The organism is Thalassobacterium maritimum (assembly GCF_031127805.1).
Taxonomy (GTDB): domain Bacteria; phylum Verrucomicrobiota; class Verrucomicrobiia; order Opitutales; family Coraliomargaritaceae; genus Thalassobacterium; species Thalassobacterium maritimum.
This window is the reverse complement of sequence record NZ_JARXHW010000019.1, coordinates 1-22,723: the sequence shown is the minus strand read 5'-3', so window position 1 is coordinate 22,723 and position 22,723 is coordinate 1. Positions and strand designations below refer to the sequence as shown.

Below are 22,723 nucleotides of genomic sequence, written 5' to 3'. Positions count from 1 at the left end.
ATTTAGTTTGGAGGAAGATTGGTAGAGGTATCTTGACCGCTTAATCTTGCAAGCAGCACTTGGGCCAGTTCTCGGACGTTGGGGCCTTTGAGCAGCTCCATGGCGGTGAATGGAATGCCGGTGCGTTCTTTGAGGCCAAGGCTTAATTCCAGCATTAGAAGTGAGTCGACGCCCATGTCGGTCAGGCGTGCTTCAGGTTTGACGGTGTCAGCGGATACTTTGAGCACGTTGGAAAGAACCTCGGCGATTTCCCGCTCGAGCCGTGCGGATTTTTCATCCTGTTTGAGCTCGATGATTTCCGCAAGTAATTTTTGAGCGGTTTCGTTTTCTAGGCCGTGAGCAGGTGCTTCGGCATGCTCCAGAAAGCGAGGGTCTTGCGCCAGCTTGGGGTGGGCTTGTTTCCAGACCTGCCAGTCGAGGTCGATTGCTGCCGCGCGGGCGGTATCCGCTTGCAGCACGACTTCGAGGGCAGCTAAGGCTTCTTCATCACTGAGTGCTTTAACACCGGCCGCTTCGAGTGCGCCTTCGAGGCTTGCCGAGCGTGCCACCACACCAGAATCCTTCAGGGCGCCCCAATTGATCGAAATTGCTGGCATGCCTCTTTGTCGAAGGCGTAGGGCATAGGCATCGAGAAATGCGTTAGCTGCGATGTAATTTGCCTGACCGCGATTACCGATGAGCGCTGAGATCGAGGAGTAAAATACGAGGAAGTCTAAACAGGCATCGGCGAAGACGGCCTCCAGTGCAAGTGCTCCCGCGACCTTAGGCAGGAAGCCTGCTTCAAAACGCTTAGCATCCATCTCATCGAGAAATGCATCTTCGAGCACCATGGCACCGTGGATGATGCCTGCCGGTGTGAAGCCGTCGGTGCTCATTGCTGTACGTGCTTGCTGTAAGTCTGCGACAAGGGTGGCATCGCCTTTGATCACGACGACTTCGGCGCCTTCTTCTTCAATGGCCGCACGTTTATCCGCCAGGCCTGGCACTGCATCACCGCGCCGGCTGAGTAGCACAACACGACCGGCACCTTTGCGAGCCAGCCACTTGGCTGTTTCCAGACCAAAGCCAGAAGTGCCTCCTGTGATTAAGTAAGCACCTGTCTTACGAGCCACCGACTTGCTCGTCTCTGCTGGAGTCGTTTCGACACTGCCGTTTAAAAAATCGATCAGTATCTTACCCTGATGCTTACTCTGTGCCATTTTGTTAAAAGCGGCTTCAATCTCAGCGGCAGGGAATGACTCCGTGGCGACGCCTTGGAAGCTGCCTGATTCGAAGTCCGCGACGATGCCTTGCATCAGACCTCGAATGTAAGCGGGGCGTTCTACCAGTAGGCGATCGATGTCGACCGCAGCGAAGAGTAGATTGCGATTAAACGCGCGTAGTGGCAGTCCGCTATCGTCGATGATGTCTTTTTTGCCAACATCAATGTAGCGACCACCTGGTTTGAGTAGGTTCAGGCTTTCTTTTTGCGCCAGTCCAGTCTGGGCGCTCAGAATCACATCGACCCCTTCACCAGCGGTGGCGGAGAGTATGCTTTCTACAAAGGATAAGTCACGCGAAGGGAAGACGTGCTGGATGCCTGCCTGCTGTAGCCATTCACGTTTCGCCTCGCTGCCCGCGGTTGCGAAAATTTCGGCACCGGCTTTGCGAGCCACATCAATTGCGGCGAGCCCGAGTCCGCCAGTGGCTTGATGGATCAAGACACGTTCGCCTGCCTGCAGTCGTGCCAACTTCTCTAAGCCATGCACGGCGGTTAAATAGACTACAGGAATCGAGGCGGCGTTTGCTCCCCAAGCGCTGGGGGCTTTAACTACGAAAGTTTCTGGCACGGTCGCAAAGGAGCGAAATGCATCTGGAAGTAGGGCGATGACAGGATCGCCCACTTGCAGTTCACCACTGGTATCGGCGCCTAGGGCGATGACTTCAGCATAGACTTCCATGCCGAGCGTTTCGCCAAAGAAGGTGTCACGTAGGACCAGTGGATGGAGCTTACCGTAGATCTTTAATAGATCTTTATAGTTGAGTGCTGAACTGTGGATTCGTAATTCGACTTCGCCTGCTTGTGGCACCGCACGTTGGCAACGTTGGAAACTCAGATCACTTAGTTTTTTGCCGTCATTGGCGACGAGGTGCACGGGCTCCGATAGGGACACTTGCTCGGGTGCGATTTCGATCGCTTGCGGCACCTGCTTGGTTAAGCAAGGGCTGCGACGTTCGTCCTGATCAAGCCAGACTTCGCCAGTGGCTTCTTGCGACAGTTCGGCCTCTAAGGATTTGAGTGCTTGTTTGGAATCACTGGTGGCGAGGTAAATACAACGGGTATGTAAACCTTCGATTTCATTTTGCCCCAGTGCAGCCAGTGCCGAGATTGCGTTGACGCTCGGGCTAGCTTCGTGAGGAGGACTGTTGGTGATGAGGACGAGTTGCCCTTCAAACGCCTGTTGTTTCAGTTCCCGCAATAGAGCGAGGAAGCTTAGGTTGAGGGCTCGTATGCTTTGATAAGGATCGTCGCTTGCGTCGATTGCTGGTAGCAGAAACAACAGTTGTTCCTTGCCTTGTAGATCTAAGCAGCTGCTTTGTTCGCTGTCTCCGTTGGACTTGGTAAAGGGTAGTTGTTGGACGCCAGCATCGCACAGTGCGGCTTCGAGCGAATTAACCGAAGCAGAGGCTTCTGCGATGAGCTGCCAAGCATTCCAGTCGAATGAACCTGTGACAGCCTGCACTGGCTCGGGCGCACGCCAATCGGGCAAATAGATGGGAGGCAGCGCGGATTCGCTAGAGCCGCCTATGGACTGGCAAGTGATGCCCTCGATTGTGATTAGAGGTTTACCGGTTTCATCGCAAACAAACACATCGGCATTCAAGCTCGTGTCGGTCTCGTGATTAATACAACCGAAGGCGATGATTTTATGCGTATTTGGCGATGCGTGAAAGCGTAGGCATGCGATGGATACAGGAACCATTCGTTCGCCTTTGGCAACATAGAGTACCGGTTGCAGGGCTCCGTCGAGGAGTGTAGGATGGATCAGGTGCGCTGGATCGGCTGTCTCAGGCATGCCCTCCACTTCGGCTAAAAAGTGGACCCCATCTGTCTGGGTGGACTGAACCGGACGAAAGTGAGGGCCATATTCTAAACCACGACGCTGTAGCCGATCGTAGAAAGTGCTACGGGGCACTTGATGTTGGCAGCGATCGCGCCAAGTTTGAATGTTTGGGAAATAGGCGGTTTCCGCTTCCAAGGGCCTAGGTGAAAGGCGTCCGCGGGCATGGCGACGAGTGCTTTCTGCATCGCCCTCGATACGACTGGATATGGTAAACTCTCCTGTTTGCTCGTCTAGTGAGCTGACTAGTCGCTGCAATTTATTGGGGTCCATAATCAGAACCGCCTCGAAGTCGACGTCGCGTAGGCAGGTGGAGGCTTCGCCCATCACTGACTTTTGTAAAAACAATGCGCTTTCGATGTAACCCATGCCAGGAAAGACCGTCTGCCCTTGCACTCTATGATCTTTCACGAAGGGGAAAAAGGCATCGTTGATTTCAACGTCCCAAGTCTTTTGCGAGGCGTGAATGCGAGTGTTTTGGTAGACCGGGCCGGGCAGGCCGATGCGGTCCATTTCGGAGTCCGCAGTCTCTTGCCAGTAGAGTTGGCGTTGCCAAGGGTAGCTGGGTAGGCGCACGAAGGAACCATCATGCGGGCCGACGGCATTCCAATCGGGCGTGACGCCCAGAGTGAAGAGCGCGGCTAGGTTGTTGTGCAGGGTCGCTTGCTCAGGCTCTTTGCGGCGCAGCGAGAAGACGGTGCGGCAACGCTTACCCGAGTCGGCGGCGACCTCTTGTATCGAATTTCCTAATACGGGGTGTGGGCCCACTTCCAAAAAGAGCGAATGCTCTTGTTCGATCAGTGCTTGAATGCCACTGGCGAAGCGCACGGGCTGGCGCACATTGCGCCACCAGTAATCAGCCGTCCATTCGGCTCCAGTGCTTTGCTCCGCACTGACGGTTGAAAACAGTGGGATGCGTGCCGGCTTGGGATCTAAGCTCGCCAGTGCTTCGAGAATGGGCGCCTCGATGGGGTCCATCTGTGGACTGTGGTAGGCGACTTCCACGCGCAGAGCGCGGTGGAAGACTTCGCGCGCTTCCAGCTCAGCTGCGATCGCTTTGAGCTCCTCGTGATCGCCTGATAGCGTGACTGAAGAGAAACTGTTGACCGCTGCGATGGACACACCTGGGCGTCCTGTTAACAGCTCTCCCAGTTCGGCTTCCGGTAGGCCGACGGCGAGCATGCCCCCCTTGCCGGCTTCTTTGGCTTGTAGACGACTGCGGTGGTAACTGACCAATACGGCTTCTTCTAAAGTGTAGACGCCCGCCACTACGGCCGAAGTCACTTCGCCCACACTGTGACCAATGACTGCAGCGGGCTCAATGCCCCATTGCTGCCATAGGCGTGTGAGCGCGAGTTGAATCACTAAGTTGGCTGGTTGGGCCACCTCGGTCTTCATCATCGGCGAGTCGGCTTCTTTGGCCAGCATGGCCTCTTTGAGCGACCAGCCACTGAGCGGACGAAAGATCGCTTCCACCTCGTCCAGCACTTGCGCGCAGACAGGTTCTGTTTCGAAGAGCTCACGGCCCATCGCCCACCATTGCGGGCCCATGCCGGTATAGACGAAGACCGGGCGTGTCGCTTCGACGGGTTCGTTGCTAATGCGTAGGCCGTCCTGCTCATCGCCGTTGGAGGCGAGCATGAGTTTTTGGCGTAAGTCCTTGGTGTCGGATGCCACGATGCCGGCACGGTAGTTGAGTAAAGATTTACGATGCGCCAGGGTATGATATAAATCACTCAGGGAGGCGGTCTTGTTGCGACGCACGTAAAATGCGAGTCGACTGGCGCTCTCACGGAGTGCTTCCGGACTGCGAGCAGATAGCGGGAACAGTGTGAAAGGCGGCTCCGCTTCCTTGCTGGGGCTGGGGCTGGCTAGCTCCGGTGCGGAGGATAGCACGACGTGTCCATTGGTGCCGCCGTAACCGAAGGAATTTACCCCTACGTGTAAGACCGGCTTTTCGCTGATAGAGGGCAGGGCCTCTTTGGCATCCGCGATGCGGAATAAGTATTTGGAAAAGGGAATCTTGGGATTGGGCGTTTTGAAGTGCAGGGTGGGCGGCACTTGCCGATGCTTGAGTACGAGCACCGCTTTGATCACGCCCGCTACGCCAGCCGCGGCTTCAGTATGCCCGAAGTTGGTCTTAATCGAGCCGACCAGGAGTTTCTGTTCGGCATCGCGGCCTTCACGAAAGACGGAGTCCAGCGCTCTGGCTTCGAGCGGGTCGCCTGCTTGAGTGCCGGTGCCATGGGCCTCGACGTAGTCGACCTTTGCAGGCGCAACGCCCGCGCGAGTGTAGACCTCTCGCATCAATTCTTCCTGTGCCTCGCTATTGGGCAGCGAGATGCCGGGGGTGCGTCCGTCTTGGTTTACACCCGTGCCTTCGATCACTGCATGGATGCTGTCGCCATCCGCGAGAGCCGCGTCGAGCGGTTTGAGTAAGAGCATGCCTGCACCTTCGCCACGGACATAGCCGCCTGCGGACGCGTCAAAAGCGCGGCAGTTGGCATGCTCGGAGAGGAAGCGCCCCTTACTCATCATCAAGGGGAATTCCGGGCGCATCATGATATTGACGCCCCCAGCGAGCGCCATGGTGGTCTCGCCGCTGATCAAGGACTGACAGGCACAGTGCAAGGCGACCAAGGAGGAAGAGCAGGCCGTATCGAGTGTGAAGCTGGGGCCTCGTAAATTGAAAACATAGGACAGACGATTGGAGAGAATCGTCATGGTCGCACTGGTGGCTGAGTGCGAGGAAGCCAATAGACGGTTGGCTGGATGGTTGATTTGTAGTAAATGATCGAGGCAAAAGCCGCCGACAAAGACGCCCGTGCGAGCACCATCTTGTCGCTCGATCGGGATGCCTGCATCTTCAAAGGCTTCCCAGGTCGTTTCCAGCAGCACCCGCTGCTGGGGGTCCAAGCCATGAGCTTCACGCGGGGAAATGCCGAACACACTCGGGTCGAATAGGCGCGGATTTTCCCGTAGGTAGCCTCCTTTAGCGACGTAGTTTTTTCCGGGGCGATCGGGGTCTTTGTCTGTAAAACGACGTGGATCCCAGCGATCCTTGGGGACGGGGACAATGGCGTCGCCGCCAGTTTCTAGCAAGCGCCACAAAGAATCCAGGTTGTTACAGTTTGGTGGAAAACGTAGGCCAATCCCTAAAATCGCGATCTTCATATGGTGTATTAGACAAGGTGTATTATGAAAAGCATGACTAACTAGTTCGAGTCTATCAGCCATATTTTTTTATAAATCTGCGCTATGTTGGCTTTGTTTTACAAAATATTTAAAATATGTGAGGGAGTTTTGGGGAGGGCTGAATATGCTATGATTGACTCTTTTCTCGGGATGTGTGCTGCGTATTAATTTTCTTATATATACGTATTTGAGGCGCGGCTCTCTGGAGAATATTCATAATTTGTGACTTTTACGTAACGGAGCTTAAATGCGGTTGATCTCGGAGGCGTTGTCACGCTTATAGGCCGCACTTATGAAAGTGCTGCTAACTTCACATGGTTCGACCGGGGACATTTATCCAGTCATACGTCTAGGACGTGCGCTGGTCGAGGCGGGGCATGCAGTGCGCTTTGCGACGGTTTCGCTCTTTCGGCAGGAAATCGAAGCTGCTGGGATCGAATTTGTCTATCTGCCGCCTGATTGGGATCAAAGTGGGTTCGCTGAAGCGATGCGTGACTTGACCAAGGCTAAGAATCCGCTGGATTTGATCCGAATTATTTATTCCGAGTCCTTACCTTTTTTGGATGAAATCTTGGATACCTTGCAGCGGGAGATCGCCGAGGCAGACGTGTTTGTAACCAGTTATGTGTTTGCCAACCTGTGTACTTTGGCGCGTCAGGCACAGGTGCCTTGTGCGGTGACTACTTTTGCGCACAATGTGGTGCCTTCGCAAAGTTATCCGCCCGAGGGCTTACCGCGGCTACTGGCTGCACCTGCATGCGTGCGCCGGCGATGGAATCGTATGCTTTGGAAGCTAACAGATCGTGTGCTTTGCTGGCAAATCAATCGTGTTGTGGGCGAAACCATGGGGCGGCATGGAATGGGGCAGGCGGAGAGTTTTGCCTTAGAGCCGGCAGATTTGGCGCTGGTTACGGTCTCGCCCAAGCTTTGCCAACCTAAGCATCTGTGGAGCGAGCGTTTTCAGTTTACTGGCTATTTGCGTTGGCAGTCGCCCGAAGACCCTGAGCTCAGTGCAAGTTTAGACGCTTTTTGCCAGGGAGAACGGGTGCCGATTCTTACTTTTGGAAGTGTGACTTTTGATGAGGCTCGCAAGGTAATGACACGCTTTATGCGCAATTGGCCTGCTGGTAAGAAGATCATCATACAGTCTGGTTGGGCGGGCTTGACGATTGAGCGCCCCAATCCGGAAATGTTGCGTATGGGGCGAGTTTCGCATGATCAGTTGTTTCAATATGCCTCGATGGTGATCCATCATGGGGGGGCGGGCACCACTGCCAGTGTGCTGCATGCGGGCATCCCAAATATCATTATACCGCACATCGGGGACCAATGGTTCTTTGCCTCGGAGGTGAAACGGCTGGGAGTGGGGCTGGAGGTGAAACGTAAGCGCTGGCCTGAGGACTTGCCTAAGGCGGTGCGCACTGTCGAAAAATCGAAAAAGATGCAGCGGCGCGCTCAAGCAGTGGCGGCGACTTTAGCGGAGGAACAGGGGCCCCTCGCAGCTGTTCGAGCCTTGGAGAGTTTGGTTCGTTAAGCGAGTTCGAGTCGTTGTAGGGCGTATTCAAATGCGGGGTCTTTATTCGCGTGAATATCAAGCTGCTCACCTGTCATCGGATGGGGGATTTGTAGTCGCACGGCGCGCAGTAAGAGCATTTGTTGGCCACAGTGGCTGCGTAAGAATTGGTTTTGAGCGCCGTCGCCGTGGCGGGTGTCACCTAGGATGGGGTGTCGTAAGTGCGCCATGTGTCGGCGCAATTGATGGGTGCGCCCAGTCTTGGGCTGTAGCTCGACTAAAGAGGTGCGTGCGCTGGAATAGCGACCGACGGGCACCGCTACGCTGGACTGCTTTAAGCTGCGATATTGAGTGACGGCTGTTTGCACCTTGTTGGGGTTCTCTTCGCTGCGCAGATCATAGTCGATCTCGCCACAGCCTTCTAGCCAGCCGCGGACCACGGCGTGATAAGTCTTTATGGCGTGATGCTCCGCGAAGGCTAATTGCGCGGCGCGGGTGGCTTCGGTGTTCAAGGCAAAAAGTAAAACGCCGCTGGTGGGGCGATCCAGGCGATGGCAGGGGTTGACGGGCTGCCCGACCTGGTCGCGCAGCATTTGCACCGCAAATTCAGTGGCCAGCCGATCTAGCGGGCTACGATGCACCAGCAGCCCTGCTGGTTTGTCGATCGCGATATAATCGGCGTCCTGATAGAGGACCTTTAAGCGATTTTCTTGCGATTCTGTCTTTTCGTGTGTTGCCAAGTTCTGTAAGGTTAGATAATAAATTTACGAAATCTTTAAAAAGTTGTTATGTCAGATCACAGAGTATTAATTGTCGATGATTCTTCCGTCGACCTTGAGATTATCTCAATAGTTTGTCGTGTCCTTGGTTGTGAGGCTGATGTTGTTTCTGACGGATTTGAGGCGATTAACTGCTATGACCCCGAGCGTCACGAGCTGGTGCTTTGCGATTATATCATGGCTCCGGTCAATGGCATTTATGTGATTTCTAAGATCCTGGAAATGCATCCGAGCGCAAAGTGTATTATGGTGAGTGGTTATCCAGATGCGCAATTGCGCAGTTTTGTGGAAGAGAATCATTTGTTCGATCTAGTGGTCAAGCCGATCCAAGCGCACGCGCTGAAGGAGACTTTGCGCTTAGCGCTCAATGCACAAGATGGGGCGACTGAGGAGGTGCAAGGCATTGCGTTGAGCAATCGCATGGATGCCTGTGCCTGGCTCTGCGGAGATCGCGACGAGATTCATGATTTGCGAGAGTCTCTGACTGAGCAAATTGCGAGTCGTCACCCATTTTTGCTTTTAGGCTCGGCCGAGTCGGGCAAGTGTGAAATCGCCGAATTCGTGCACAAAAATGGCCCTCGTGCCGGTGGCCCTTGTGTGGTCTACGATTGCTCCGAACACAACGAAGAGGAATTACATAGTTATCTAGTGGATGCGTCAGGGGAATTAGGCATTCAATTTAAGCGTGCTGAGAAGGGGACGCTCATTTTAAGGCACGTTGATCGTCTGCCCCTAAGTGTGCAAAAACTGCTGGCGCACGCGATGGATCAATTGGCACAGAAAACTCGTCTGATTATGTTGGCCGATCATCCGCTAGAAGACGGGTTAGACGCAGGAACAATCGACGATGAGTTTTACTTCAAAGCGGGGGCGTCAGTCATTGAGATGCCCTGAGCGGTTTCTTGCCGCGATTGTATGTGGCGTATGCGTAGTATAATATAGTCGTAACCTTCAGACTGTGATATTTGTTTTTGATCTGTTTTTTCAGCATATTTCTATGCACTAACTGCGATTTGCCCGAAATCCGTCTCGACAAAATTTCTCAGCGTGAAAGCCTCATCGCTTCACTGTAAAACAGGACTATCATGCAAGAAAAGTTAACAGCTATCGTCGCGGGCGTGCAGGAATCTGCACCTAAGCTACAAACGCGCGCAGAATTTGAGGCGTATAAGGCCACTATTTCCGGCCCTAAGGGGGCCCTGACCGATGTCATGAAGGGCATGGGCAAAGTCCCCAAAGAGGATAAGCCTGCGATGGGCAAGCTTATCAATGAGGCCAAGACCGCTGTGCAGGCTGCCTTTGATCGGGTGGTTGAGCGCATTGAAGCTGCGGAATTAGCGGCTAAATTGGGCCCCGCGATTGACCCTAGCTTGCCTGCGCCGGATAGCACCCGTGGCACGCTACATCCGATCGCACAGGTGCGGGAAGAGATGGTCGCGCTCTTTCGTCGCATCGGCTTTTCCGTCGCGGAGGCCACCGAAGTGGAAACGGAGCACTACTGCTTCGATGCGCTTAATATCCCCAGCGATCACCCGGCCCGAGATATGCAGGATTCGTATTATTTGCCAGATGACTTGCGGGTGAACAATGTCAGCAAACTGGGCGATGAGAAGTACCTGCTCCGCACTCACACATCGACAGTCCAAATTCGCACCATGTTAGAATCGAAGCCTCCGATCCGCATTGTGGCACCGGGGCGCTGCTTCCGCCGTGATACGCCGGATGCGACCCACAGTGCAAACTTTCACCAAATTGAGGGGCTTTACGTGGATAAAGATGTGACGCTACTCGACCTGAAGGCTACTTTAGATCACTTCGTAAAGACGATTTTCGGCCCTAAGGCGAAGACTCGCCTGCGCCCAAGCTTCTTTCCCTTCACCGAACCTAGTTTCGAGATGGACTTCTTCTCGCCCGATCTGGGCAAGTTGAGTAACAAGTGGATCGAAATCATGGGCTGTGGCATGGTCGACCCCGAGGTTTTTAAAGCTGTCGGTATCGACCCCGAAGTCTATACGGGCTATGCATTTGGCATGGGCATCGAGCGTATCGCGATGATTTTGCAAAACGTCGACGACATCCGCTACTATTATCAAAATGACGTCCGCTTTCTGAAGCAGTTCGCCTAAGATCTAAATCCAACAATTTAGAAGCATTCACGGCGGAGTCATTCTGCCAAAACATCTTTCTTGAAATGAAAATTTCCTACAACTGGTTAAAAAACTATATCGATCTGGATCCTGTCGAGCACTCACCTGAAGTGCTGGCCGAGGTCTTGCCCTTGCTTGGCTTCGACATCGAGGAATACGAAAAACTGGGTCCCCCCCAGCTCAATAATGTCGTGGTCGGCCAAGTGCTCGAATACATTCAGCACCCCGATGCGGACCGTTTACGCTGCTGTAAGGTCTCAACCGGGCAGGAAGGCGAAGTGCACGACATCGTTTGCGGCGCGAAAAACTTCCAACAAGGCGACAAGGTCATGGTGGCGCTGCCGGGCGCCGTGCTGCCGGGCGATTTTAAAATCAAAGCCTCCAAGCTGCGCGGGCAACCTTCCGCGGGTATGATGTGCTCCGCCAAGGAACTGCAGATCGGCCAAGATCACGATGGTATCATGATTCTGCCATCCGAGACCAAGCTCGGCACAGCGTTGAATGAGCTCTACAGCGATGGGGACACTGTCTTCGATCTTGAGATCACGCCCAATCGTGTCGATGTGCTCAGCCATATCGGTGTTGCGCGCGAGCTCGCAGCCAAGTTCGACCTCGCAGTCAAATATCCTGAGGTCAAAGCCAGCACTATCAACGACCGTAGCGGAGAGCCATTGCTCACAGGCGTCGAAGTCAGCGCAGCTGAAATTTGCCCACACTACACCGCGATCTCTATTAAAGGCGTGAAAGTCGGCCCCAGCCCTAAATGGCTAAAAGAGGCGATCGAAGCTACCGGACAACGTTCGATTAATAATGTAGTCGACGTCACTAACTACGTATTGCACGAAACTTGCCAACCCTTGCACGCATTTGACGCGGCTAAGATTAAAGGCGGCCAGCTGATCGTGCGCATGGCGAGCGAAGGGGAGAAAATCACCACACTCGATGAAGTGGAGCGCAGCTTGACTGCGGATATGGCTGTGATCGCCGATGGCGAACGTCCATTGGTGGTGGCCGGCGTCATGGGCTCGCTGGATGCGGAAGTGGACGATGCGACGACGGATATCGTGCTGGAAGCGGCTTACTTTGCGCCGACTTCAGTACGTGCGACCGCACGCAAGCTGAACCTCTCTTCGGACAGCTCTTATCGTTTCGAACGTGGTGTGGATCCTAAGGGCGTGACCTACGCCTCTTTGCGCGCGGTGGATCTCATTCTTGAAGTCGCTGGCGGGAGTGTTGATGGCAACATGATCGAAGTCGGTGCCGAGCCACCTACGATTACCGAGGTTGCTTTGCTGCCAGACCGTGTGCGCAAGTTCATTGGCTTTGAAGTGAGTGATGCAGAAATCCAGTCTGTGTTGGAATCTCTGGGGCTTGGAGTCTCGGTGCACGACGCCGAGGATGGTTCGGTTCGCTGGGAAGTCTCGATTCCTTCTTACCGTCAAGATTTGCAACGTGAGGTCGATTTGGTCGAAGAGTTCATCCGTGTCTATGGCACCGATAAGATTCCGGAGTCCGAAGTCGTCGCACGTGGTATCAGCACACAGGATCACCGCATTTACACCGTCAACGAAGCGGTGGCCGATTACTTGACTGGACAGAATTTCAATGAAGCCTTCCTTTATTCGCTGCGCGATCCTGAAGAGACCAAGTTCTTTTTCGGTGAAGACAGCTTCAAGGTGCTCGCACTGGACAATCCATTGCAAAGTGATCAGAGCCACCTGCGCCCCTCATTGATTCCGGGCCTCTTGGACGTGTTGAAGCTGAATGCGGCACGGGGGACGGGGGCCACTCGTTTTTTCGAGCGTGGGCACGTTTATCGCGAGGTGAAAGGGCAGATGGTGGAACTGGTATCTGTCAGCTTTGTGATTGTCGCTGATCAAATCAGCCGCGAATGGCGTCAGCGTGAAGTCGCTGACTTCTACACCGCACGCACCTTGGCTGGTGAGGTATTGGAGATCGCTGGAACTGCGGCGAGTAAGTTGAACTTTCAACCGCTGGAAGGCTGTCAGCTATGGCAGTCCGGGCATTCTGCCGAAGCGGGGGATTTTGCTAAGATGGGCTTCATGGCCACTTGCGGTTTGCTCAACATGGCGACCCTTAAAGAGCGCTGGGACCTCACGACACCCGTTATTGCGGGCTCCATTTTGATGACACCTAAGTTCTTTGAACGTAAAGCTAAGCGCGGTCGTCACAGTGGCGTTAGCAACCAGCCCGCTTCAGCCAAGGACCTTGCACTCATCGTCGATGAGTCCGTTTTGGCAGGGGAGGTCGAAAAGCAAGTCGCTAAGTTTGCGAAGAAGGCCACACAGGGCTTCGATTGCGAGAGTGTACGCATCTTCGATGTCTACCAAGGCAGTGGACTGCCGGAGGGGAAAAAGAGCCTTGCTGTAAGCATGAGTTTCCGTGCTGCAGATCGCACTTTGAAGGACAAAGAGGTGAATGCGGCTTTCGATGGCATTCAGAAGTTGATCAACGACAAGACCGATTACCAAATCCGCAAATAGCGGCTGTAGTTCTTTTCTCGATTGAGCATTAATTCATACACAACCCCGCCAGTTCGGCGGGGTTGTTTTGTATACGTAAGAGTCTGCGCATAAAATGCTTAATATCGTTTGAAGCATTGAAGGAAATAGCATACAATGGCGAGCCCGCTCCTCTTTCTATTTAATCGCTGTAGCTTTACTCCCCCATGCCCGAACTCACTGATCAAACCATAGAGTCGATCTCAGATTTGGACGAAGCGAAGCGCCAGCTGCGTCAACTTAGTCAGGAATTAAGAGCACTGCGAGCGAGTGAGAGCTATCATCGCACCACTTTCAATTCAATCGGGGATGCCGTGATGACGACAGATGCGAGTGGTCGTATTCTCAAAATGAATCGCGTGGCCGAAGAGTTGACGGGTTGGAGCGAGCAGGAAGCGCAGGGCCGGAATTCCACGGAAGTTTTTCAGATTATTGATACGCTCAGCCGTTCGACCGCAGCGAGTCCCGTCGAACGTGTGCTACGCGAGGGCGTCGTCGTAGGATTAGCGAATCATACCACATTAATTTCCAAGGACGGTAAAGAGTATCCGATCGCTGATAGTGGCGCGCCTATTAAAGATGATTTAGGGAGATTTATTGGCGTGGTGCTGGTTTTTCACGATGTTTCTGTGCATTATGAGAATGAAGCAAAGATACGGCGCAATGAGCAGTTTCTGTCTTCTATTTTACATAATAGCCCGCTGCCCACCTTTATCACCCAGCCAGATGGTTATGTTATTCGCGCCAACCAAGCCTTATGTCAGAAGCTAAACTTGCCGGAAGATTTGATTGTGGGGCATTACAATCCTCTGATTGATCCTAATTTAGAGCAGGCAGGCTTAATGAATAAAGTACACCAAGTATTTTATGAGAATCAAGTCGTTGCGCTCGAGCTATTGTGGCAGCCCGATGTCTTTTCTGAGGATTATCAAGAAGGGCGCAGGCGTTATGTGAATGCGATTCTTTATCCGATTACCAATGATACTGGAGCCCTCAGTCATGTCGTGTGCCAGTGGACGGATATGACAGAAGCCAAAGAAGCAGAAATGGCACTGGAGCACACTAAGACATTGTTTCGTATGTCTCGCGACCTGGCGGCAGTGGGGGCCTGGAGCCTGGATCTTAAAACCGGGAGTTTTGAGTGGTCGAAAGAGACCTTCCAGATTATGGGACGCGATCCGAAGACATTTTACCCTTCCCTTGGTACCATTGACGAAATCTTCTATGAAGATGATCAACAGATCTGGGAGGAGCATATCCAGAAATCTTTGCAGCACGCCAGTCCGCATCATTTTGAACTTCGTATCGTGCAGCCTTGTGGCGATATACGGCAAATCTCAGTGACCGGTAAGATGCGGTGGGATGCCTCAGGCGCGCCTTCCGTATTGTCGGGCGTGATGCGCGATGTTACGGATGAGCGTAAGCGTGAAGCTCGGTTTCAAATGATATCTGAAGCCACCGAGAACGCATACAGTGGTTTTAGTATCGTGGACAAGAATGGGATTTTTGTTTATGTAAATAAAGCCTACCGGGAGATGTGGGGCTACGAGACGCTCGAAGAAATTTTGCACACCCCAATCGCGAGCCATTGTATGGAGCCTGATCAGGCGAATCGTATAATCGAAATGTCTAATGAAAACGGGCGTTTTGAATTGGTCTTCGAAGCGAAGCGTAAAGATGGCAGTCAATTTACGGTATTGATGAATGGGGGAGTCAGTTATGATGAGTATGGGCGTGAATTATATTTTTCATACTCATTGGACATTACTGAACGCCAATTAAATAGTGCAAGACTACAACATTTAACAACCGTGTTGCGCTCTGTGCGTGAGGTGAATCAATTGATTACTCGCCAGCAGCCAGATGCTAAAACGCTCTTGCGTGGAGTGACTCGCATACTGGTTCGAGATCGTGGATACAGTTATGTCAGTTGTGCACTCGTTGATAAACGAGGAAATGTTGCTGACTTTATAGAATCCTCAGACCTCCGGGATCGCTGTCCATTGTCGGATAACTATAGAATCGGGGAGCCGCTCACTTGTTATGATTTACTCACTGCAAAGGATCATTGTATGCACTATTTGGATACTTGTGAGAATGCTTCTTCTGAGCTGGGGTGTTGTGATCACCAGCAGGGGATCCACCGTTGCTCTGGACTGCTGAAATACGAACATATTACTTACGGTGTTCTTTCAGTCCGTACTGCCGCGGGAGTCCAGGCGACCGACGAAGAGCTCGCTTTGTTTAAGGAGATGTGTAATGATTTGGCCTTTGCACTACACACGATGGAATTGGAGGCGCAAAAGGCAGAAGCTTTTGAGCACATGGCGCAGGCTAAATTAGAGGCGGAAGTTGCCAACCGTGCTAAGGATGAATTTCTAGCGGTAATGAGCCATGAGCTGCGCACGCCACTCAACCCGATCTTAGGTTTTACTGACTTACTGCGTAAAGATGCCACAGCAGAAGATTTAGAGTTATTAGATATTATTTATCGCTCCGGAGAGCGACAGTTGAAATTGATCGAAGCGATTCTCGATTACACGCGCTTGGATCAAGGTAAGCTGAATGCTAAGAATGCTAGCTTCAAATTATTAGAAATGTGTCGCCTGGCCTTTGAAGGCATTCGCCCTATGAGCGATGGGATCGCCTACGAGTTTCGTAATGGCGGGGCCGGCTTAGTGGCGATCGAAGATACACTTGTAGTGATCCATGACTCCGAGATCTTATTACGGATTTTAAGTAATCTATTGCAAAATGCATGTAAGTATACCGATTCCGGTTATGTTCGTTTAACAGTCGGAAGTCAGCAAGAAGTCCAGTCCGACCGAGTTGAGTTTTGTTTTATCGTCGAAGATAGTGGGATCGGGATTTCTCCTGAGTTCAAAGAGCAAATTTTTAATGCATTCACGCAAGTCGATAGCTCATGCTCGCGCTCGCATGGAGGCCTAGGCTTGGGCTTAGCGATCTGTAGCCGCTTAGTTGCTTTTTCGAATGGTCACATCGATGTGGTCAGTGAGCCGGGTCAAGGCAGCACTTTCACGCTGACGCTGCCAATGGATGTCAAAGAACTGGCGAGCTCACGTGACTCAGAATTAGCTGTGGCGGCAGATATTAACACGGACTCTCTGCGCGCGCTACGTGTCTTGCTGGTCGAGGACGATTCGTTTAATCGACTCTATTTCGAGTCTTTGATGCAGAAGATGCAGCTGGACTATACGCTCGCCGATGGAGGAGTGACAGCCATCGATATCTGCCAGCAAAAGCAGTTCGACGTTATCTTGATGGACTTGCATATGCCGGGGCTGAGTGGCTTTGAAAGCATGGATCGTATCCGTAAAGAGGGCGTGAATCAAAAGACGCCCATCTACGCGCTGACTGCCGATAATTCGACCGGTATGCGTGAGAAGTGTTTTGCCGCAGGCATGGTGGATGTTTTAACCAAACCAATTTCGCCGCAACAATTAGAGCTCCTGCTCGATGAGTTTGCACATCTCTAAGCGCGCTTTATGTGCACCGATGCGCTGTAAGTTAAAATCCGTACCAGTGCTTAGTGCGAGTGCTCTAAATTTTTGGGGTCCGAGCAGCCGCAGTGGTTGCTCTCGATCCAGGCGTGGCTGCCGTCGCTGTAAATTTCTTTTTTCCAAATCGGGAGGCGGTGCTTGATGTTATCGATGATGTAGCGACAGGCCAAAAAGCTGTCGCCTCGGTGGTGCGCTGTCACGCCCACCCACACCGCGATGTCGCCGGTCATGAGTGCGCCGGTGCGGTGCACCACAGCTGCATCTTCAACTTGGAATTTTTCTTGTGCCTCCTGCAGTATGCGCTCTGCGATACTGGGGGCGAGTTGCGGATAGCCGCTGTAGTGGAGCTCTTGAACGGCTTTGCCTTCGTTGTGGTCGCGCACCCAGCCCTCGTAGCTGCAATAAGCGCCGGCACTGAGTGACAGCATTTCACGTCGTAAGGCACTGGGCTCTATAGCTTGGTCGGTCAGGCGAAATTTCATAGTATGAGGTCCGTGCGTGTTGCAGTCGATCAGCCACCCGTCATAGGGGGGAGGAAGGCGATCGAATCACCGTCCTTGAGCTCCGTTTCGTGGGCGGATAACTGATGGTTGATCGCGACTTGTAGCTGTTTGAATGCGTGTGGAAATTGGTAGCTCTGTTGTAAGTCGGCGTAGAGTGTGGCGGGGGAGCTGTGCTCGATGTGACGAGATTCTTCGGTCTTACCCGCCAGGTCGGCGAGTTGTGCGAAATAGAGGATTTGAATTTGCATGATAGGACTGCTGGCTTAGAGGTGCTTTAGTGGCTGCGTTGGACTGAGCTGAGCTCTGTTTTGCTGTGTTCGTATTCTTCGGCGGTATTAATATTATCCAGGCTGCGGGGATCGTCTTGTTCAATTAGGGCAGCTTTTTGAACAATGAGTAATTTGCGCGGGCAGCTTTTGCCAAGTTCTTGCGCGAGTGCAAGCAGTCCGGCATCGCTACCGGAGGGATAGATTGCACAGAGCGGCTCGGGTAGGCCATCGTAACTGCTGCGGTAGGCTGTGAGCTGTGGGGTTTCCTGACGAAAGGCGTCGATTAGCTTTGTTAATGCGGCAGTTTGTAAGTAGGGCAGGTCACAGGCCAACACCAGCCAGTGCGCATTGGGATGCGTGCGCATAGCGGAGAGAATGCCAGCCAGCGGGCCTTTGACTCCGTCTACGCAATCGTAAATCGCGCTGCTACCTGTGGGGCAGGGGAAGGCTTGCCCCGTGCGCTGCGAGATATAGACCTGCTCGCAGGTCCTTTGTAAGAGCGCGGCCGTGCGTTCGAGTTGGGTGCCTCCATCGCCGTAGCGAAGCAGGGCTTTATCGCGGCCCATGCGTTGGCTTTGGCCGCCGACGAGTACGAGTCCGTAAATGGGAAGTGGCATGGCTGAAATGATTAGAGAGTCTTTACTTGGAGGCGGCGCATGGCTGCGCGCTAGGACTTTAGCTGGTAGTCTGATTTTCCACCCGTCTTTTGCACCAATCGAGTGGTTTCGATGACGATGTCTTTGGACGCAGCTTTACACATGTCGTAGAGCGTGAGTGCCGCTCCGCTGGCAGCGGTCAGGGCTTCCATTTCGACGCCAGTTTGATCCAGCACTTTGACCTGTGCTTCGATGCGTAGGCGTGCGTCGTCTACCGGAGTGATCTCGATCTTGACTGATTTGAGGTTCAGTGGGTGGCAAAAGGGGATCAACTCGGAGGTCTTTTTGGCAGCCATGGTGCCTGCAATGATGGCTGTGTCCAAGATCGGGCCCTTCTTACTGCTCCAGCCGGCTTCAGCGAAGGCGCTCATAATTTCAGTGCCCAGATGCACGTAGCACTCGGCGATAGCAGTGCGTTCGGTGGCTGTTTTGGCGGATACGTCCACCATGGTCGGGCGTTGATTTTGGTCGATATGGGTAAATTCCATGTCTGCGATCATTTAATGCCAAGGGTGAAAGTCGAAGCTTTTGCCCGCGGGGTAGCTTTTTTCTTTGCATGGCGGGAGCTCGATGTAGCCGTCGCTTTGTAGGATGCGCACCAAGTCTCCGGAGTTATTGGCCGGCTGGGGGCGGGCGATGTTGTTGGCATGCAGACTGACGGGCAGGAAGATCGTCAAATCGTCGCGAGCTCTGACGCCAGCATCGAGGCTGACCGTATGTGGCGTAGTGGGCGCCGCTTGGCCCAAGCTGTGAAAGAGTGCAGGAATTACGTATTGGTGCAGGCAGGTGAGCGTGGAGAGCGGATTGCCCGGGAGGGTGAACACCGCGCATTCGGGCTGACTCCAAAAGCCGAGTGGTTTGCCGGGCTTTTGAGCCACTCCGTGAAATTGACAGTCTAAGCCGAGAGCATCGAGGGCATCTGGAATAAAGTCCTTTTTGCCCATAGAGATACCTCCGCTTAAGATTACGAGGTCATGGTCGGCAATGAGCGCTTTGAGTTGCGCTTTTGAGGCTGCAGCATTGTCGGGCAAGTGAGCAAACTGAGCTGCGGGTAAATCGAAGTGCTGGAGCGCAGCTTCAATCATGATGTCATTGGAGCGGCGAATTTGGTGCGCAGCTGGCGTCGCCACGATATCGACTAATTCATCGCCAGTGCTGACGATGGCGATGGAGGGCTTTTTTGAAACCACTAGATGGTCGCAGCCGCAACTCGCGGCGATCGCGATTTCGCGCGATCCGATCCGGCGGCCAGCAGTCAGTAGCGCTTCGCCGGCGGGACGATCGCTGGCGAGCCTATGGATACAGTCTCCGGCAGCGTGCTGATTTGGTTCGAGCACTTGCATCTGAGTGCTGTCGATACGTCGAGTTTGTTCATAGGGCACTACGCAGTCGGCATCGGCTGGTAACACGGCGCCCGTCATGATCTCTGCACAAGCTTGTGGCTGATGGCCGAGCTGTTGCGCTGGCGCACCCGCGGGCGCTTGTGTCACGATGGTAAAACGACCGTCGCGATCAATCTCGGCGGCGCGGATCGCATAGCCATCCATCATTGAGCGATCAAAGGGCGGGAAGGGGCGGTCGGCCACCACGGGCGCGCGTAATATGCGCCCCGCGCACTGTTCGAGTGCGCAAGTTTCGCTCGGCTGTGTCTGCAGAGCTGCTAAGATTCGTTGTTGGGCGAGTGCGGGTGTGATCAGTTCTCTCATTACGGGGCGCTGGCCGTGTGCCTCAGGATGGCTGGTAAGCCATGGCGACTAGTTCTTGCAAGCGGTCGATTTCGGCGCTGGATGTTTTGGCGATGAAGCCGCGCGCGTGGGTGAAATGCACATCGTCTTCATTGTCCAAGCGGGTAAATTCCATACGCGCGTCGTCGTTGAAACGACGCATGCCGTAGCCGGTGCCACGGCTGTCGGGATAGACGAGTGCCAGCACCTCTTCTTCCAAGCCTAGCTTTTCTACATGATAGCCGAGCCCTGAAGAGGCTTCGTCTGGCATGGGGTCGGTGCGAGGCATAAAGAGTGCCTTAAAGTTTTCAAACTCCCAGACTTCGGCATGTGCTGCGACAAAGTCGAGGCGTGTGCGTAAGTTGGTAATGTAGTCGACCGTGTCTTGCCCGATCATGCGCATGATTTCCCAAATCGGCTCGCCGGGCTTGTGCTCCGTTTGGCTGGCAAAGCGGCGTAGGATTGTAATGTCGAGGGGGGAGTTGAGCTTACCAAGCGTTTCACGGTCCATACCCAGCCACTCGGCCGTATCGACGGGGCCACGGCAATCAAACCATTCCGCCACTTCCAGCCAGCTGCAAAATTCGCGCGCGTCTTGGTAGATGCCGAGGTGTTGTAATACCAGTGAGAGTGCACAGGTCGGCACGTGATCGCGTGGGAGTTGGTGATGGTCAAAATTGCAAAGCGCGGCATCGTGTTGATGGCCGATATCGAGCACTGCGACTTCTGGGTCCTTGAGGTCGGCTTCGGTCGGATCGCGGCGCTCTATGGCGACGGGCGCCTGAGTCAGTAATACGGCGCAGGCCAGAAAGTCGTCTTTGTGGGCACCGCCCGGGTGCGTGACAATTGTTTTAATCATAGCAAGAGTGGGAAGTGGAGTGCTGCGGCTGGCAAGTGTTTTGTCTGTGAGAATTCGAACGCAAGCTATGCTGAAAGCACAAAAAAAGCACAGGCCACATGGCCTGTGCTTGATGAAATTGCTTGTTCGCGATGGCGGGCGCGATGGCGCTTAGCGGGCTTGTTGCTCGTAAATGCTGAGGCGCTGTTGCCACTGTGTGGCGAGCGTGCTGGCTTGGATTTGTGCCACGTAGCGGTCGTAGTCTTCGCTGCGGCCAGCTGCATCGGCTTCGATCGCCAGGTGGTACGCGGCTTCGGCGCGGGCGACTTCAGCCAGGCTGCTGTCGTTGGCCACGTCAGTGAGTTGTGCTAGGGCGTCGCTGGTGTTGCCGTTGTAGTAATTGGCGAAGGCCTGTCCCAGTCGTGCACGCCCGGCGAGAATGTTGTCGCTCAAGGCACCCGCGGCGATGCTGTAGAAGTTGAGCGCTTTTTCAAATTCTTCAGCATTGTAGGCTTGGTCGGCTACGGTGAGTGCTGCCAGGCCGCCTAGGTCTTTGTTGGGGTTGGCTTGTGCGAAGTCAGCCAAAGTTTCGCTATTGATGGCCTCGGAGTAGGCGGCTTGCAGCTTGGCGACGGCATGGTTTTTATACATGCGCATGCCATTGAAGGCGATGATCAGCAGCGCCAGAGCAAAGATACAGCCGGAGATGAAGCTTTTGTTCTCCATCCAGTAGATGCTGATACGATCTTCAATCGAGATTTCCTCAGAGTCCTCGACGTCGACCAAGTTGCGTTCATCGACGACATCGACGTTTTCAGGTAGAGTTGGATTGTGGCGTTTGTTTTTACTTGGGCGATTCATTGTGAATTAGGAATTAAGAATTAGGAAATTGGAAATTGGAAATGAAGAGGTTGGATTACAATCAGACTGGATGCAGTTGCTCTAGTCGAAAACCACAGTCTTGTTATTGTAAACAAGAATCCGATTGTCGAGGTGTAGGCGAATGGCTTGAGCGAAGACGGATTTTTCCAGATCACGCCCTTTGCGTATGAGATCAGGAATGGCGTTGCGATGGTTGATGCGAGTGACGTCTTGGTGAATGATTGGGCCCTCGTCTAGGTCGGCAGTTGCATAGTGCGCAGTGGCACCGATCAGCTTGACCCCACGCATGTGCGCTTGGTGATAGGGCTTGCCGCCCGCGAAGGCGGGTAGGAAAGAGTGGTGGATATTGATCACCGGGCAGCCCGCTTTTTCTAAAAAGCTCTCAGAGAGCACCTGCATGTAGCGCGCCATGACGATTAATTCGGCGCCTTGTTCATGCACGATGCGCAGTTGCTCGCTCTCGGCTTCGGCCTTAGTGGCTTTGGTCACGGGCACATGATGAAAGGGGATGCCGTAGCGAGCGGCATCTTCGGCCAAGTCCTGGTGATTGGATATAATACAGGCCAGTTCGCCAGTCATTTCGCCAGAGCGGAAGCGTAAAATGGTGTCGTGAAAGCAGTGATCGATTTTGGATACGAAGAGCGCTACCTTCGGTCGGTCAGTCGATTGTGCGACTTTTGCAGTCATTCCCAGCTCCTCGGAGGCGAATTTCTCGAATGAGGCTGCCTCTTCGTCGATTTTTCCGGATGGGATCCATTCGACGCGCTGAAAGAAAATGCCAGCTTCGGGATCTTCGTGCTGATCTGCGTGCACGATATTACTGCCGCGTAGAAAGATCCAACTCGACACGCGTGACACCAAGCCCGGTTGATCGGGGCCGTAAAGAAGTGCAATAATAGTGGGCGATTTCATGAAAACTGTGCATCACACTCATTTACTTCACGGAATCAAGGGTATAAAAGCTTGTTGTTAGAGCAAGGGTGTGATTAAAAGTGCGAGGAATATGTTGTGAGTTGAATTCAGTTAATTGCAGATGAATCTGTACTTTGGCAAGCTGAGCTGTTTTAAGCTCG

Annotated in this window: 15 protein-coding genes; 5 read left to right on the top strand and 10 right to left on the bottom strand. The window is 53.4% G+C overall.

Going from position 1 to position 22,723, the window contains the following annotated elements; translation table 11 throughout:
* Positions 1–2 precede the first annotated feature (2 nt).
* Positions 3–6,275, bottom strand: coding sequence for an SDR family NAD(P)-dependent oxidoreductase (locus QEH52_RS09720; protein WP_308950071.1), 6,273 nt, complete (start codon positions 6,273–6,275; stop codon positions 3–5).
* Positions 6,276–6,588: 313 nt separating this feature from the next.
* On the opposite strand from QEH52_RS09720, the gene QEH52_RS09715 reads away from it, so the two are divergent.
* Positions 6,589–7,830, top strand: coding sequence for a glycosyltransferase (locus QEH52_RS09715; RefSeq protein ID WP_308950070.1), 1,242 nt, complete (start codon positions 6,589–6,591; stop codon positions 7,828–7,830).
* Here QEH52_RS09715 and QEH52_RS09710 read toward each other — a convergent pair.
* Positions 7,827–8,549: a pseudouridine synthase gene (locus QEH52_RS09710; protein ID WP_308950069.1), complete on the bottom strand. Its 723-nt coding sequence runs from the start codon at positions 8,547–8,549 to the stop codon at positions 7,827–7,829. The genes QEH52_RS09715 and QEH52_RS09710 overlap by 4 nt on opposite strands.
* Before the next feature lie 48 nt (positions 8,550–8,597).
* On the opposite strand from QEH52_RS09710, the gene QEH52_RS09705 reads away from it, so the two are divergent.
* The 4 genes from QEH52_RS09705 (at position 8,598) to QEH52_RS09690 (ending at position 16,754) form a co-directional block, all read left to right on the top strand.
* Positions 8,598–9,482 (top strand): response regulator, encoded by an 885-nt coding sequence (locus QEH52_RS09705; RefSeq protein WP_308950067.1) that lies wholly within the window; start codon positions 8,598–8,600, stop codon positions 9,480–9,482.
* A gap of 191 nt (positions 9,483–9,673) precedes the next feature.
* Complete coding sequence (gene pheS / locus QEH52_RS09700) at positions 9,674–10,714, top strand: phenylalanine--tRNA ligase subunit alpha (RefSeq protein WP_308950065.1); 1,041 nt, start codon at positions 9,674–9,676, stop codon at positions 10,712–10,714.
* Between the two features lie 65 nt (positions 10,715–10,779).
* Positions 10,780–13,239, top strand: a complete 2,460-nt coding sequence (gene pheT / locus QEH52_RS09695) for a phenylalanine--tRNA ligase subunit beta (protein ID WP_308950063.1) — start codon at positions 10,780–10,782, stop codon at positions 13,237–13,239.
* Between the two features lie 185 nt (positions 13,240–13,424).
* Positions 13,425–16,754 (top strand): hybrid sensor histidine kinase/response regulator, encoded by a 3,330-nt coding sequence (locus QEH52_RS09690; protein ID WP_308950061.1) that lies wholly within the window; start codon positions 13,425–13,427, stop codon positions 16,752–16,754.
* Between the two features lie 50 nt (positions 16,755–16,804).
* On the opposite strand, the gene QEH52_RS09685 is transcribed toward QEH52_RS09690, so the two are convergent.
* From QEH52_RS09685 to purU, 8 genes are all read right to left on the bottom strand, one after another.
* On the bottom strand, positions 16,805–17,260 hold the full coding sequence (locus tag QEH52_RS09685; protein WP_308950059.1) for a molybdenum cofactor biosynthesis protein MoaE: 456 nt from the start codon (positions 17,258–17,260) through the stop codon (positions 16,805–16,807).
* 29 nt (positions 17,261–17,289) lie between these two features.
* Positions 17,290–17,529 carry a MoaD/ThiS family protein gene (locus QEH52_RS09680; RefSeq protein WP_308950057.1) on the bottom strand — a complete coding sequence of 80 codons (240 nt, stop codon included), beginning with the start codon at positions 17,527–17,529 and terminating at the stop codon, positions 17,290–17,292.
* Positions 17,530–17,555: 26 nt separating this feature from the next.
* Positions 17,556–18,167, bottom strand: coding sequence for a molybdenum cofactor guanylyltransferase (mobA, locus tag QEH52_RS09675; protein ID WP_308950056.1), 612 nt, complete (start codon positions 18,165–18,167; stop codon positions 17,556–17,558).
* Positions 18,168–18,217: 50 nt separating this feature from the next.
* Positions 18,218–18,694: a cyclic pyranopterin monophosphate synthase MoaC gene (gene moaC, locus QEH52_RS09670; protein ID WP_308950054.1), complete on the bottom strand. Its 477-nt coding sequence runs from the start codon at positions 18,692–18,694 to the stop codon at positions 18,218–18,220.
* 12 nt (positions 18,695–18,706) lie between these two features.
* Entirely contained in the window at positions 18,707–19,912 is a 1,206-nt protein-coding gene (locus QEH52_RS09665; protein ID WP_308950052.1) for a molybdopterin molybdotransferase MoeA, read from the bottom strand.
* 22 nt (positions 19,913–19,934) lie between these two features.
* Complete coding sequence (locus QEH52_RS09660; RefSeq protein WP_308950050.1) at positions 19,935–20,789, bottom strand: MYG1 family protein; 855 nt, start codon at positions 20,787–20,789, stop codon at positions 19,935–19,937.
* Between the two features lie 150 nt (positions 20,790–20,939).
* Complete coding sequence (locus QEH52_RS09655; protein WP_308950048.1) at positions 20,940–21,629, bottom strand: YfgM family protein; 690 nt, start codon at positions 21,627–21,629, stop codon at positions 20,940–20,942.
* An 81-nt stretch (positions 21,630–21,710) separates the two neighbouring features.
* Positions 21,711–22,562, bottom strand: a complete 852-nt coding sequence (gene purU / locus QEH52_RS09650; RefSeq protein ID WP_308950046.1) for a formyltetrahydrofolate deformylase — start codon at positions 22,560–22,562, stop codon at positions 21,711–21,713.
* Positions 22,563–22,723: the final 161 nt, after the last annotated feature.

Coding starts and splice junctions, on each gene's coding strand:
- moaC (WP_308950054.1), bottom strand. CDS start 18,694: ATGGAATTTACCCATATCGACCAAAATCAACGCCCGACCATGGTGGAC.
- QEH52_RS09680 (WP_308950057.1), bottom strand. CDS start 17,529: ATGCAAATTCAAATCCTCTATTTCGCACAACTCGCCGACCTGGCGGGT.
- pheT (WP_308950063.1), top strand. CDS start 10,780: ATGAAAATTTCCTACAACTGGTTAAAAAACTATATCGATCTGGATCCT.
- QEH52_RS09685 (WP_308950059.1), bottom strand. CDS start 17,260: ATGAAATTTCGCCTGACCGACCAAGCTATAGAGCCCAGTGCCTTACGA.
- QEH52_RS09665 (WP_308950052.1), bottom strand. CDS start 19,912: ATGAGAGAACTGATCACACCCGCACTCGCCCAACAACGAATCTTAGCA.
- QEH52_RS09655 (WP_308950048.1), bottom strand. CDS start 21,629: ATGAATCGCCCAAGTAAAAACAAACGCCACAATCCAACTCTACCTGAA.
- mobA (WP_308950056.1), bottom strand. CDS start 18,167: ATGCCACTTCCCATTTACGGACTCGTACTCGTCGGCGGCCAAAGCCAA.
- pheS (WP_308950065.1), top strand. CDS start 9,674: ATGCAAGAAAAGTTAACAGCTATCGTCGCGGGCGTGCAGGAATCTGCA.
- purU (WP_308950046.1), bottom strand. CDS start 22,562: ATGAAATCGCCCACTATTATTGCACTTCTTTACGGCCCCGATCAACCG.
- QEH52_RS09690 (WP_308950061.1), top strand. CDS start 13,425: ATGCCCGAACTCACTGATCAAACCATAGAGTCGATCTCAGATTTGGAC.
- QEH52_RS09660 (WP_308950050.1), bottom strand. CDS start 20,789: ATGATTAAAACAATTGTCACGCACCCGGGCGGTGCCCACAAAGACGAC.
- QEH52_RS09720 (WP_308950071.1), bottom strand. CDS start 6,275: ATGAAGATCGCGATTTTAGGGATTGGCCTACGTTTTCCACCAAACTGT.
- QEH52_RS09705 (WP_308950067.1), top strand. CDS start 8,598: ATGTCAGATCACAGAGTATTAATTGTCGATGATTCTTCCGTCGACCTT.
- QEH52_RS09715 (WP_308950070.1), top strand. CDS start 6,589: ATGAAAGTGCTGCTAACTTCACATGGTTCGACCGGGGACATTTATCCA.